Origin of the sequence: Shewanella electrodiphila, assembly GCF_023283985.1 — a bacterium.
Lineage (GTDB): Bacteria > Pseudomonadota > Gammaproteobacteria > Enterobacterales > Shewanellaceae > Shewanella > Shewanella electrodiphila.
In genome coordinates this window covers 49,363-62,908 of record NZ_JAKIKU010000010.1, presented here as the reverse complement: position 1 = coordinate 62,908, position 13,546 = coordinate 49,363, and the positions used below count along the sequence as shown (strand labels likewise).

The 13,546-nt window shown below is 41.7% G+C and carries 10 protein-coding genes; 5 read left to right on the top strand and 5 right to left on the bottom strand.

Annotated elements, in window-relative coordinates:
• Positions 1–377 precede the first annotated feature (377 nt).
• A complete protein-coding gene (locus tag L2737_RS16750; RefSeq protein WP_102527649.1) occupies positions 378–1,601 on the bottom strand; it encodes a threonine/serine exporter family protein in 1,224 nt (407 codons plus the stop codon).
• A 208-nt stretch (positions 1,602–1,809) separates the two neighbouring features.
• On the opposite strand from L2737_RS16750, the gene L2737_RS16745 reads away from it, so the two are divergent.
• From L2737_RS16745 to L2737_RS16730, 4 genes are all read left to right on the top strand, one after another.
• A complete protein-coding gene (locus tag L2737_RS16745) occupies positions 1,810–2,205 on the top strand; it encodes an MAPEG family protein (RefSeq protein ID WP_102527648.1) in 396 nt (131 codons plus the stop codon).
• Between the two features lie 215 nt (positions 2,206–2,420).
• A complete protein-coding gene (locus tag L2737_RS16740; protein ID WP_229372098.1) occupies positions 2,421–4,769 on the top strand; it encodes a YgiQ family radical SAM protein in 2,349 nt (782 codons plus the stop codon).
• Positions 4,770–4,938: 169 nt separating this feature from the next.
• Positions 4,939–5,487, top strand: a complete 549-nt coding sequence (locus tag L2737_RS16735) for a hypothetical protein (RefSeq protein WP_248956561.1) — start codon at positions 4,939–4,941, stop codon at positions 5,485–5,487.
• A 1,850-nt stretch (positions 5,488–7,337) separates the two neighbouring features.
• On the top strand, positions 7,338–7,766 hold the full coding sequence (locus L2737_RS16730; protein ID WP_248956474.1) for an SPOR domain-containing protein: 429 nt from the start codon (positions 7,338–7,340) through the stop codon (positions 7,764–7,766).
• 357 nt (positions 7,767–8,123) lie between these two features.
• Here L2737_RS16730 and L2737_RS16725 read toward each other — a convergent pair whose 3' ends face one another.
• From L2737_RS16725 to L2737_RS16710, 4 genes are all read right to left on the bottom strand, one after another.
• A complete protein-coding gene (locus L2737_RS16725; protein WP_229372243.1) occupies positions 8,124–8,696 on the bottom strand; it encodes a YSC84-related protein in 573 nt (190 codons plus the stop codon).
• 270 nt (positions 8,697–8,966) lie between these two features.
• Entirely contained in the window at positions 8,967–10,991 is a 2,025-nt protein-coding gene (locus L2737_RS16720) for a S9 family peptidase (RefSeq protein WP_248956560.1), read from the bottom strand.
• A 61-nt stretch (positions 10,992–11,052) separates the two neighbouring features.
• Positions 11,053–11,895: a hypothetical protein gene (locus L2737_RS16715; protein WP_102529576.1), complete on the bottom strand. Its 843-nt coding sequence runs from the start codon at positions 11,893–11,895 to the stop codon at positions 11,053–11,055.
• Positions 11,896–12,027: 132 nt separating this feature from the next.
• Positions 12,028–12,420 (bottom strand): nitrous oxide-stimulated promoter family protein, encoded by a 393-nt coding sequence (locus tag L2737_RS16710; protein ID WP_248956473.1) that lies wholly within the window; start codon positions 12,418–12,420, stop codon positions 12,028–12,030.
• Positions 12,421–12,728: 308 nt separating this feature from the next.
• Here L2737_RS16710 and L2737_RS16705 point away from each other — a divergent pair, with 308 nt between their 5' ends.
• Positions 12,729–13,526, top strand: a complete 798-nt coding sequence (locus tag L2737_RS16705) for a hypothetical protein (RefSeq protein WP_248956471.1) — start codon at positions 12,729–12,731, stop codon at positions 13,524–13,526.
• Positions 13,527–13,546: the final 20 nt, after the last annotated feature.

The following is a 13,546-nucleotide window of genomic DNA, read 5'->3' as shown; positions in this document are numbered from 1 at the left end:
GCTACCGCTTTTTCTGCTTTTGGCTGCTGGTTAGCATTTGCCGTATGAATGGGCAGAAGGAGTATGCTGGCAACGATAAGTCTTAGTGCGCAATGAGATAAATTTATCGCTATTTGTTTTGTTTTTATTATTAATACCTACCCAATTATTATTAAAGGTGATGCTAATTAAGCTATTGAGTAAATGGAGGTTTAATCTTGAACCTTGAAATTATTTACCTTTAACAAGTATGGCGGGTATTTATAATTTCGCTGATTTTTTACATTAAAATTGAGATTTTTGACAACCTCTGTAAAGCGATAAGAGTCATTGCTCATATTTAGAAGACAAAAAAGGGAGCTAAATGCTCCCTTAATGATCAAGCGCTAACCGTTAAGTTACAAGCTTCTTCTCGGTGGCACGATAACGTTGGCAAAAATCAGCCCTGCGATCAAGGACATGAAAATTAAGAAGACTTGGGTGCCAATATGCGCTTGATCCAGCATGGTTTCACCCGAAATCATCGTATTTAAGCCTATATAGGTTTTACTTCCGGGCACTAAGATAACGATACCTTGAAGCAGGGCGATAGAAACTGGCGCTTTCATCCAACGAGCATAAAGGTTTGAGTATATGCCAACAGCCAATGCACCGACGAAAATACCAATAGATTCGCCTAAATAAAGGCCACCTAACATGGCTGAAAAATACGCCACGATACCAGCGCAAATGCCCCATGGTGAATCTTTTATGCGGGCTTTAAAGATGATAACTAATGCCATTGATAATAGCGGCACAGCCGCCCAAGAGGCGTAGCGAGGCAAGGCGTCTGGTTCAATATATACCGATTCGCCGAACATTACTTTACCCAGTGTCATCCCAAGGACGGCGCCAAAATACAGTTTAAATAACAGCATTATCGCATCCATGATGCGCGCGGTTCCTGATATTAAATCGCGAGCAGCAAGCTCAGCAAGACCGAGTGTTAACGCTAAACCGGGCACAAAAATAATGATGCCAGATAAAATCACCACCGGAATATTGATGCTGGGGTCAATCACAGCAGCAATGCCGCAGGTTAAAATTGCACAAACAACCGCAGCTAACGGTTCGAGCATTTCTGCAACACGCTTAGATCTTTCAGCCCAAAAAACCAAACCGTAAACAAGTAATCCGAGCATGCCTGACCAAAATACGTCATTCCAGCTGGTATCCATCAGCATGGCAAAAGCACCCGCACTAATGCCAAATGACATTAGGGTAAGTCCATGACCATATGGATTAGGTTTATTGCTGATTTCTTCTAATCGGTCTAATGCTTCAGACAGTGTGCGTTGACCCGTGCTGAGTTCTTCAACTAAATCGAACGTACGTGCCAAAGAGCCTAAATCCAAGTCGCCAGGTTTCACTCGCGCAACATGATTATATTCTTGCTCGGTGTCATGTTGGAGTACGAATGTCATAGAGGTTGGCGATATTAAAAAATAACCCTCAATTCCCAGTGTAGAAGACACGGTTTGAAGATGAGATTCTAACCGATAAGCTGGGGTACCAAACTTGTGCAGCGCTTTGCCTAATCTTATGATAAATCTGCGTTTTTCAATGAAGTTGTCATCGTTCATTTGGCGTTGGTCACTCTAGTTAACATCGGTAGTGGGTCATTGGCGCGAATAGTAACCGAAATGGGGGTGGCTGAATACCTTCAAATCATCAAATCTTTGTTAAAAATGTGATAATTCCATTTTGGCTCAATCTGTATAGAATGAATACTCCATTGTAGTCACTAAATGGCTTTATGCTGTAAAAAATAACAATAAGGAAATATCGAACATGTCATTGATGATTTCAGGCTTTTACGCAAGTATCACAGCGTTATTAGCCATTGGGCTATCGATACGAGTGATTAAACAAAGACGACTTAACAAAGTCGGTATCGGCACTGGTGGCAATAGCGATTTAGCCTTAGCAAAACGAGTACACGAGAACCTACTTGAAAACGCACCTATGGTGCTGATTTTGTTCTTGCTGGCAGAATATAACGGTTTGTCTGCGGCACTATTACATTGTTTTGGTACGGTTTGGATTGTGGCGCGGTTATTACATGCTATCGGACTGACAGCAGGTAAAGGCGGCGTGCATTTTGGACGGATCTGGGGTGTTTTACTGACTTGGGTGGTGACTATCGGCTTAGCGATTGTAAATATTGGTTTTTTTATCGGTTTATAAGATAGTTAAGCAGCAAAATTTATAAAGTCATTGTTTTTAATAAGGTTATATTATTATCCTAAAACAACAAAAACACCATAATTGGTGTTTTTTTAGTCACACTTGCTGTGGCGTAACTGCTATACTCCGCCTCCAGAAAAAAGTTGGGTGAGTTGAACTAAACTTGATGTAGTGCAACTCACCAGATTGATGATGTTTTAATGTAGGCAAATCTCATGCAAGTTGAATCCACGTTATTTAATTACCCAAGATACTGGGCCGAATGCTATGGCACGGCGCCGTTTCTTCCTATGTCTCGAAAAGAGATGGATCAACTTGGTTGGGATAGTTGTGACATTATCATTGTCAGCGGCGACGCTTATGTCGACCATCCAAGCTTTGGTATGGCTGTTATTGGTCGTATGCTCGAAGCCCAAGGTTTCCGTGTAGGTATTATTTGTCAGCCTGACTGGTCGAATAAAAACGACTTTATGAAGCTAGGCCGCCCGAATTTATTTTTCGGTGTTACCGCAGGCAACATGGACTCGATGATTAACCGTTACACTGCCGATCGCCGTATTCGCAGTGATGATGCTTACACCCCAAATGATGAAGGCGGTAAACGTCCAGATCGCGCAGTGACTGTTTACACCCAGCGCTGTAAAGAAGCCTTTAAAGAAGTGCCAGTGGTAATTGGTGGTATTGAGGCAAGCTTACGCCGTATCGCCCATTATGATTATTGGTCTGATAAAGTGCGTCGTAGTGTCATCTTTGATGCCAAAGCCGATATCTTGATTTACGGTAATGCCGAGCGTCCGCTGGTGGAAGTGGCTCATCGCATTGCTAACGGCGAGAAAATGGCCGATTTACACGATATCCGTGGTACAGCCGTCATTCGACACGAGCCATTGCCGGGCTGGAAAGGCATGGATTCTCGCAAGCTCGACCAACTGCATAAAATTGATCCTATCCCTAACCCTTATGGCGCAGATGATGTGGGTTGTGAAAAATTATCAGGCCCAACTGATAAGAAAATTTTTGACAATGATGCGCCTAAAGCCATCAGTGTCCAGCCTGCAAGACCAAAGCCATGGGAAAAAACCTATGTGTTGCTGCCAGCATATGAAAAGGTGGCTGACGATAAATTTTTGTATGCCCATGCTTCGCGTATTTTACATCAAGAGCAAAACCCAGGCTGTGCTCGGGCATTATTCCAAGCTCAAGGCAACCGCTCAGTATGGGTAAACCCGCCAGCATGGCCATTAAATACTGATGAAATGGATGCGGTATTTGATTTACCGTATCAGCGTGTGCCGCATCCAAGTTATGGTAAAGCGGTCATTCCAGCTTATGACATGATTAAAACCTCGATTAACATTATGCGAGGTTGTTTTGGTGGCTGTTCATTCTGTTCTATTACAGAGCATGAAGGACGGATTATTCAAAGCCGCTCGCAAGAGTCAATCATCAAAGAAATCAAAGATATTCAAGAAAAAGTGCCAGGTTTTACCGGGGTTATTTCTGACTTAGGCGGCCCTACAGCCAACATGTATCGTTTGGGCTGTACCAGTGTTAAGGCTGAAACCACGTGTCGTCGTTTATCTTGTGTTTATCCGAGTATTTGCGGTCATTTAGGTACAGACCATAAACACACCATTGATTTATACCGCGCAGCTCGTGATGTCCCTGGGATTAAAAAGGTCTTAATTGCATCTGGTGTGCGTTACGATTTAGCCACTGAAGATCCGCGCTACGTTAAAGAGTTAGCCAAACATCATGTGGGTGGTTATTTAAAAATTGCTCCAGAGCATACCGAAGATGGCCCATTAAGTAAGATGATGAAGCCGGGTATGGGCAGTTATCATAAATTCAAAGAGTTATTTGATTTTTACTCGAAAGAAGCGGGTAAAAAACAGTACCTGATCCCGTATTTTATCTCGGCGCACCCAGGTACAACTGATGAAGATATGTTGAACTTGGCGCTTTGGCTGAAATCAGAAAAATTCAAGCTTGATCAAGTACAAAACTTTTATCCATCGCCAATGGCGAATGCCACTACGATTTATCATACTGAGCTGAACTCGCTCAAAAACGTAAAACATACCAGTGAAGAAGTCACCGTGCCTAAAAAGGGTCGCCAACGTCGCTTACATAAAGCGTTGCTGCGTTATCACGACCCTGCAGGTTGGCCGCTTATTCGTGAAGCGCTGGTTGCTATGGGCAAAGAGCACTTAATTGGTAATGGCGTGCAGCATATCGTACCGCCAGAGTCGCGCAATGAACGTCAAAGTTATCGAAATGGTAAAGGTGGCGGTAAGAATGATGGCAGTAAAAAAGCTTTCACTCGCTTCTCGGGTAATCAGTTTGATGATAGAAAGTCATCAGGTAAAAAGCCAACAGCTGCGAATAAAGCCAAAGCTGCTGGTGAAGGTCAAGGCAAAGATAACACTGCGGGCAAAGCAAAAACGGGATGGTCGCAAAAGAAAAAGCCATTCGGATCTAAAAGTTCAGGCCCATCAAAAGGGGCTAACAATGGCGCTAACTCCAGCCATAAGCAAGGTAAACGGCCAGCTAAAGCGAAATAAAGCCTGATAGCTAGTCATGAGTCTCATATAAAAACCGTCTTTGCAGACGGTTTTTTTTCAGGTTAAATTAAACAATCACTGTTACTGTGGTGTGTTAATAAAAGTTAATTGATCGATACCAAAAGGAATAATAATGAAAAAAATATTGGTCGCTGGTGTAATCAGCAGCATGGTGCCTGCGATGGCTATGGCTCATGCCCCTAAAGAAAACCCGCAACATCAATATTTTGATGCCATTGCTGCCCATTGCGGTAAAGCGTTCGCAGGTGAAGTGACCGCAGGCAATGAAGCTGACTCAGCATTCAGCAACAAAGCATTGGTTATGCATGTTCGTGAATGCAGCGATACAGAACTTAAAATCCCATTTCATGTAGGTGATGATCACTCGCGTACCTGGGTTATTACTAAAACAGAGACTGGCTTGCGTTTAAAGCATGATCATCGCCATGAAGATGGCACTGAAGACAAAGTGACTATGTACGGCGGTGATACTGCAGATATGGGCACTGCAACACAACAATCATTTCCTGTTGACCAAGAGTCGATTGATAACTTTAGCGAAAATGGTTTAACAGCTTCGGTGACTAACGTGTGGCACATGTATATTGAACCTGAGACGTTTACTTATCGTCTAACACGCGAAAACCGTGATTTTAGAGTCGATTTTGACTTAACTAAGCCAGTGGCACTTCCGCCAACGCCTTGGGGTCATGAGTAACCGTTGCTTAAAGCATAAGCCTGCATAAATGACATCATAGGCAGCTAAAACACGCGAAAATCGTGACTTAAAAGTCGATTTTGATACTCCTGCCGAAAGGCAGTAAAACCTCTTCTTGCTTTGTGTGGGAAGAGGTTTTTTATTTGATACGAACTTACTGGCATTTTCTAATAAAAGCTCAAGAGTGAGTTGATTATTCAGAGGGACGAGAGCTGGATAACGAGTAGCTTAACAATAATAAATATGCTGAGTTTTCTTAAATCCCTAACAAGCTTAGGCCCCAAAACGATTTAGCAGCTTTAGCCAGCTAATGATTTTATTTGAATCGAATTTAAATCAAAATCTAAATCAAAATCTAAATCAAAATCTAAATCAAGATCTTAATCAAGGTCGTGGCGCTTCGCCCACACCAGACGAAAGGGAAACAACAGCATTTCCCTTTTCGATATCGCTTGCCGCTCCGGCGAAATTTAAACAGCAAAATTTCCAACGGAGAATGATCCAGCTTTAAACTTCATTTTGAGTCCGTTTCGGCAAGCTACAAAAATCACTAACGCTTACGATGGGGCGTCCCTTCCCCTCGAAAGCTAGCCAGACATCCTTGTCTGGACTCACGCAATTTTCTTACTTACCTCATTTCAAATTGAACATTCAAAGAAGATCAAAAGCACCCACGCAACTTGAGTAATTTAGCTTTTTAAATTGTCACGAATAAAGTTAAATCGAAGAAATGAAAATTCCGGTGTAAGCACGGCTGTGACCGTCCATGACATGGACGTCATGGCCGAGCTTTCAGGGACGAACTTGCTGCGTGTCACAGTCGTGCTTGCACGATAGCCTGCGGCAGGCAATGGGTTAAATTACAGTCATGGACTACTGAAATTTAGTCAATGTAAATGAAGTATAAAGTTGGTGCTGGTAACTCGTTTATGCCCCGAAATGAGTTGGTGCTAGCAATGGGATAATCAGCATAACCTTACTATTTCTAATCGATTATCACCGCCTTACTTGTCGTCCAAATGACTGATTGCCATACAGGTATAACTGATTTTCTCCAAATTGAGATAATTCTGGCGCCAAAGGATGCGTAAAATGAGCTTTTTACGCATCGATAATTTTATAACATTCAAGAAAACCCATAAATATCAATCTACAGCGGAACTTTTTAAAGTGTTGTATAGACCTAGTAAACAAAAACGCATTCTTTCTCCGGCAGTATTATGAGCATTGCTTAAGAGTTTAAGGGGAATATTCGATTTACAACAATGACTTAGCGATGGTATCTTTGAAGTTTGAATTGAGCAGCCTGGAACATTATTGTGCTGCTATTGAATAAGCTGTTAGGTTTCAAGGATGAGCATGTCGTCATATCAACTAAGCGCCTTGTCGCAAGTATACATTTTTCTTTTTATTCCAGTAATTGCATCACTTGTTTATTGGTTTTCTAGCGGTAGCTTAAATGTTAGAGAAAGAGTTTTAAGTTCAGCTCACGGATTAATCTTTGTTCTAGCTTCATTCTTCGCTGTATTTATTTCGGGTTATACGGAAACCGGAGATAGTAGTTTTTCTTCATATATATTTCTGTTTATTATTTTTTTAGGAGTTATCTCGGTTGTATATAGCTTCCTTAAATACCCGAAGGCTAGTTTAGTTCATCTATTGCATTTCCCTAACGTAATCTGTGCTTTTTTTATTTTCTTTATTGGGGGTATGACAATAGCCCACGATTGGATGTAGTTGAAACCTAACAAGAAAATTAAGCGGGACTGCTAACAGTTTGCTCGGTTTCGCTTCGCTACACTATTTTAGCAAACTATTATCAGCCCCTTATTTGGGCGTTAGGTGTATAAATGTTTGTATCAGAGTTAGCCGATAAATTATTGTCTGAAGGGTGTACACAAAATAGCTTTGCTGTTTTGTCTCGCCAAAGTGATGCATATTGTTTGGATAAAGTTGCAGGGAAGTGGTCAGTCTTTTATTCAGAACGAGGTGTAGATTCGGAGCCTCTTTATACATCAAAATCTGAAAGTGAAGCTTGCAAGTATTTTTACGACCTCATATTAAACCTTGAACATTTGCACTTGGTTGGTTTTTTTAAACTTGAGAGCCAAGCCTTTGAGCTGGTCGATAAGCTTGCTGGCTTCGAAATACAATCGATAAGGAATGATATCCCTGCTTACAATACAGCTAACGATCCAAGGTACCGAGTTTTTGTTATTGGAGCAGACATCTTCAAAGTGAAGAATACACTGGGTGAATTCGAAATAAAATACACCTAACAAGGCAATTTAAACGGAACTAAAACAGTTGGTTAGGTTCCGCTTCGCTCCACATTATAACCAACTATTATAGTCCGCTTAATATGGGCGTTAAGTCATAGAAATTATAATCTGAAACTCACAGAATAGAGTTAAAAGTCTAACGCGTTTCTGTCCAGAAGTTTGTTAGCGGTTGCTAATCCAACACCTGTAATACAACAAAATGCATTAGAGCAGGTTTATCAATGATAGTTTGATTTGTCTGCTTATGATTGTAGTGAAAGTAACTGTTTATCAGATTATGTTTTAAAATGAGTGTAAAAAAGGCTGCAACAGCAGCCTTTTTATTGGGTTGGTTTTCTTTTCTTTTATAAAGAACTATTTAGCATCAAAGCTAAAGGCTTGTCCTGCAATGGCTGCTTCATACATTAGTCCACCTTTTGCGGCAGTAAAAATGGCCATGCCGTTCATGTAATTAGCTTTGGCTGCGGTGCGGTTACCCGCATTACCTGCCGCGGCTGAATTGCCCGTTGAGCCCACTTGCGCGTTCGCGCCAACGGTAATGGCAACAGCTGATGCTTGTGCACTGAATTCAAAGGTACCGCTAGTAAAATCATCGTAGGCGGCTTTATTCTTAAAAAATATAATTTCGCTGTAAGCTTGGCCACCTAACTGAAAGCCGATAGACAGTTGCGATAGGGTGGAGTCGCCAGTATGGATCCCGCCTTTGTACACTCGACCCGCGCCATACGCTGCGCCAATACCAATGCCGCCTTTACCCACGGTTGGATAAATGGCATAACCATAAGCATTTTGAAAAAAATTCTGTACTTCAGGGGCTTTTCTAAAGTCTTCCACTGTTTTGGCATATTTATCAGCATGTGCAAAATTTGAAAAAGTCAGTCCTATTAAGACGAAGGTGACGGACAACAGTGATAATATGTTTTTCATATTTACTCCTACAAGTAAGGGAAAGCAGGGCTCAACTTAGGCTGAACCATTAGCTAGCACATGCTAACAGCAACTTGAATCCTTGAGCGGTAACACGGTTGATGCTCAATGACTAAAAAGTCGATAATCAATTCAGACTAGCAGCATAACAAAGCCAGAGCCGGAAGCACAAAACTAAAACGCCTAATGACAGCTATTGTTCAGGCTGACTCACTAGGAGTTGTTAATCTTTAGGTCGAAATGATGACAATTGATTAGTTTGAGTTTTGCTTAGTCTTCTATACCTAAGACATAATAATCAAACCACTTTTTGTCCCACTCCATTTTTGCTTTACGGTGCTGATAATGGTTCAGGCCGTGGCCTTCTCCTGGGTAGACCACTAATTCTACAGGTACATTTAAATAGTGCCTTAAGGCACGATATAGCCCTTGTGCATGGCCAACTGGCACGCGTTGATCGTTTTCGCCAATGTGAATAAGAGTAGGCGTGGTGATATTATTAGCTTTGGTCAATGATGAGCCATGGGAGTATGCTTCTGGCTTTTCCCAAGGTAGTCCTTCCATAAAGTTAACCACATGACCGGGTGTATCTTCTAGCATCCACTGTAAACGTTGATCGAACACCCCAGCACCAGAGCTCGCGGCTTTAAAGCGATCAGTTGTGCTAATTAAAGCATTCGTTAAATAGCCGCCATTACTCCAGCCCATCACAGCCATTTTATCTTCATCAACAATGCCTTCTGCGATTAGGTAATCGACGCCAGCAAGAATATCGTTGACTTCAATATCGTGTTCACGACCGACTAATTCGGTTAAGAACTTATCGCCATAGCCAGTGGAACCACGATAGTTTGGCGACAAAATAGCCCAGCCATCAGCAGAAAAAGTGCTGCGCCCATAGGAACGGTGTTGCAGTGCATAAGGGGTGGCAGCAGTCGGTCCACCATGAATTTGCACGACTAAGGGTAAACGACCTTGTGTTTTGGTGTAGCCATGGGGAAGTTCTAGAATACCTTCAACATCACTGCCATCTGGTGCGGTCCATTTTACTATCGAAATTTGAGGTAATTGCCATTGGCTGACTTGAGAGTTGATATCGCTAATACGCTTAATTTTAGCGCGGCGATTGTTGGCATCAGCAATGAATAAATCACTGAAATGGGTTAAGCCATTATGGCTTAGCGCAACCTTCTTACCAGACTGGCTAAAGTCATAACTGCCAACGACAGTATCAGCACCGATGACACTGCGAGTTTCTTGCTGTTGAACATTGTCAAACTCAGTGCAGTAAATTTTAACTTTGGCTTCGATTGCACCGCGATAACAAATCTCATCACTGTCGGGGCGCCATTTAAGATCGTCGCCATTTAAGGTGACTTTATCTGGGCGAGTTAACTCAGTTATTTTCGTGTTGTTAGCGTTAATATCTGCGATGAACAACTTACCTGGGTGACCGTCAAAATCGATTCTAAATGCCAGGTTATGATTGTCTTCATGCCATGATAACCCGAGCAACCAGCCATATGGTGATGGGGCTTGTTGGCGCCATTGAGTGTCTTGCAATACTTGATGCTTCTGATTGCTGATATCAAAGATGTCGATATCTGACCAGCCTTCAAGTTTGACTAATTCATTATCTTCTGTGGTAATTCGGGCAATTTTTGATTGGTCTTGATTGACGCTAAATTGCCACACGACTTTACCGTCATCAATCAGTGTTTTTTGCTTATAGTGTTCTAAGTCCAGAACATGTAATGGATTGGAATCGTGCGAGCCGTGACCATACTCTGGTGCACTATGGCTGTTTCGCATGGCGCTCCATTGGTCTGTTTCTTCAACGGTTTTATTGCCGATAAAGTACAGGTTTTTGCCATCTTGGCTTATTTGAAATGCGTTAACACCTTTAACCTCTTTGGTGAGAGGCTGAATGTCATTACCGTTTGCGGTCATTCTAAAGACTTGATTTTTACCATTGAATGGCGCTTTTTCACTGGTATCAGTGCGTTTGCTGAGGAAATAAATATATTGCCCATCTGCACTCCATACCGGGCTTGATTCATTTTCGTTACTAAAAGTGAGACGTTGAGCTTGACGTGTTTTGGTGTCAACTTTCCATAAGTCAGCTTGCGCTTTATCGAGCTCTTTATCCCAGCGGCTTTCGACCCAAATAGCGTGTTTAGCATTGGGACTGAAACGGACTTGTTTCATTATGCCGATATCAAAAAAGTCGTCGATAGTAATTTTATTAGCTTGATTAGCATAGACTTGAGTTGATAAGCCCATTAGCGTGAACATGCCAATACGGCGTAAGGTTGTGCTGGATAGTGTCATGGAGATCCTTTCCTTTTTTATTATATTAATGGACTCGCTTTTCTGTCGTATTTTCGTCGTTCATTATTGTCTGTAAGTAGTTCAACTCTTCTGAATTAAGTAGCTGCTCGCTGGCTTTTTGTGGTTTTGTACTGGCTTCATTACTCAAATTTGTGGTTCCGCGAAGATAAGCCGCGCGGGTAATTTGGTGTAACCCGTAAAGTGCAAATACATAGACAGTCAATAATAGAGATAATCTAGCAATGGTATGCGCCAGTACTGAAACGGTATCGCCAAAATAAAACGGTACTAATAACATGATAAGGCGTAATACCCAGTTAAGTAATATTCCACAGGTTAGAATTAGCAGCCAACGAAATCGAATGTCTTTTAAGGTTTGTTGGTTTGCTAGCTTAAACCGCTTTCTGTGTTTTCTGAGGGTTTTAAAGATAAGCGTAAAGTAAACAGCACTCTGTAAAATGATGAATCCAGGCATGATCAGGGCAATCATATTGATATGACTGAGTTCACTGACCGTTGCGACTGATTGGCGAGATGCGTTTGGATCGATACCGATATTAAAAGACACAGCTAACACAATCACCAGCATGGAAATAAAGGTGGGCAGTAGATGTTTACTACTATTGAGCTCTGAAACCTTTATTTGCAGGCTCGATTTACAGTACGAGTACAGTAGTGGCATCAATAGAAAATAAAATGGCACCATGAGGGTAAGCACAAAGTGCATCTGATATTGCACACTGTCTCGTGGGATAGCACCAGTAGCAAAAAAGAGCGCAATTAAGATGAATAATGCACCAAGAAGACGATTACTTTGAGTGGTTGCAGGATCGTTATTGGCATAGATATAACGTACATATAAGCCCACTCCTAAGCAATGAATGCCACTGAGTAATGATAACCATATGTAAGCTTGCGCAAAAAAAGATCCGAGTTCGATGAATTACCCCTTTTCAAAGTAGAGTGATAATACCTGTAAGCGACTATTTCAACCAGTACCCTAAGTTAATTTTTGCTTTCTTATATGTCGATTAGATACACCCTCAGGTGGTTTACCTGGCGCAGGCTTTCTTTCTGCCAATAAATGTTTAATCGACATGATGGGATGGGGAATTAACATACGCGGGCCTGAGTAAATCATGATTTCTTTGACTTTTTGTTTCATGTGCGGTTTATAACAATGCACAGGGCATTTATTACAGGTCGGTTTATCTTGACCATAAGGACAACGGTCGAGCCTGGTTTCTGCATATTGCAGTAGCTCTGTGCATTCAGCGCATAAGGTTTTTTTGTGTTCTTGCTGATGATGAGCGCGACAATATATTTTTGCCATAGCAGTCATCGTATTCAGTTCAAACAACAATTGACCAGAGAGAAGTGGAGTGGCTGACATAGATAAATACCTTAGTAATTTACTCGGGTATGGCTAGTGTAACGAGCATCATATTAGGAGTTCAATTTAGGTGATAATAAGCTTGAGCTAAAGCACAAAAAAGTAAAAATTTGAATTTATCCCCAGTTATCATGTTTAAAGGCACAAAAGCGGGATAAATACTTGATTTATGACCACACAATAGCTTATTAATACCTATATAGCTGTTTAAAAATGCAGCGTAGAAATATACTCGCTTGAATACGCTTTGACCTTTTTATAAAAGCTATTTTAAATTCATAATTCATGACACAGGCATGGTGTTATCAATGAAAATTATCGTAATTGTTTTATTAGTGTTGTTAGGCGTCTATTTGTATCGTCGAACTCAAAATGTGGCTAAACAAGAGCTTGAGCAGCCAGAGTCGACAGAAACCGAACAGGAGCCAACCAGTGTCATTGAAGGCGAAGCTGATACTGTGGTTGCAGAAGCTGAAAAAGTGGATGCTGTGCCAGAGCCAGAGCCAGAGCCAGAGCCAGAGCCAGAGCCAGAGCCAGGGCCAGAGCCAAAAGTCGAAGAGGCCGTTACTCAAGCCGTGCCCGTTATTCAAGCGGAGCCAGCTGCTGAGGTTGAAGCTGAAACTACATCTGAGCCTGAAGCTGTCACAGCAGAAGCAGAAACTACACTCGAAACGCAGCCAGAGCCAGCCACAAATGATCTGGCTCTGCCTACGGCAGGCGCTTGGGCTGGTGAAGTGTTCACTGGTTTAGTGGCGAAGCATGATGTGAATGCTAATACAGCAGTCCAACATCAGAGCTTATTGAACATTATTGGCCACAGTTATAAATTGCGTAAACAAGCTGAGTATTGTCAGTACGGAGCGCAATTGACAGATATTTATTTATCTACTTTTGAGCAATACCAGCAAGATAATAAGATTGCAGCTGATGAAAAAGGCCCAGGCTTTATGCAGCTTTCAACTATGCTTAATGACACCAAACAGTTTGATAAAGCCATTGCAGTGTGCCAGCAAGCAATGACTTATCAATTAAGCGACGGAACTGTCACTGGCTTTGAAGGTCGAATTAACCGTATTGAAAAAGCAAAATCTAAAGCAGGTGACTAATTCAATGCTTAACTAACACA

Bases quoted from the DNA above. Each gene is read 5' to 3' on its own strand.
- L2737_RS16750 (WP_102527649.1), bottom strand. From the start codon at position 1,601: ATGAACGATGACAACTTCATTGAAAAACGCAGATTTATCATAAGATTA.
- L2737_RS16745 (WP_102527648.1), top strand. From the start codon at position 1,810: ATGTCATTGATGATTTCAGGCTTTTACGCAAGTATCACAGCGTTATTA.
- L2737_RS16740 (WP_229372098.1), top strand. From the start codon at position 2,421: ATGCAAGTTGAATCCACGTTATTTAATTACCCAAGATACTGGGCCGAA.
- L2737_RS16735 (WP_248956561.1), top strand. From the start codon at position 4,939: ATGGTGCCTGCGATGGCTATGGCTCATGCCCCTAAAGAAAACCCGCAA.
- L2737_RS16730 (WP_248956474.1), top strand. From the start codon at position 7,338: ATGTTTGTATCAGAGTTAGCCGATAAATTATTGTCTGAAGGGTGTACA.
- L2737_RS16725 (WP_229372243.1), bottom strand. From the start codon at position 8,696: ATGAAAAACATATTATCACTGTTGTCCGTCACCTTCGTCTTAATAGGA.
- L2737_RS16720 (WP_248956560.1), bottom strand. From the start codon at position 10,991: ATGTTCACGCTAATGGGCTTATCAACTCAAGTCTATGCTAATCAAGCT.
- L2737_RS16710 (WP_248956473.1), bottom strand. From the start codon at position 12,420: ATGTCAGCCACTCCACTTCTCTCTGGTCAATTGTTGTTTGAACTGAAT.
- L2737_RS16705 (WP_248956471.1), top strand. From the start codon at position 12,729: ATGAAAATTATCGTAATTGTTTTATTAGTGTTGTTAGGCGTCTATTTG.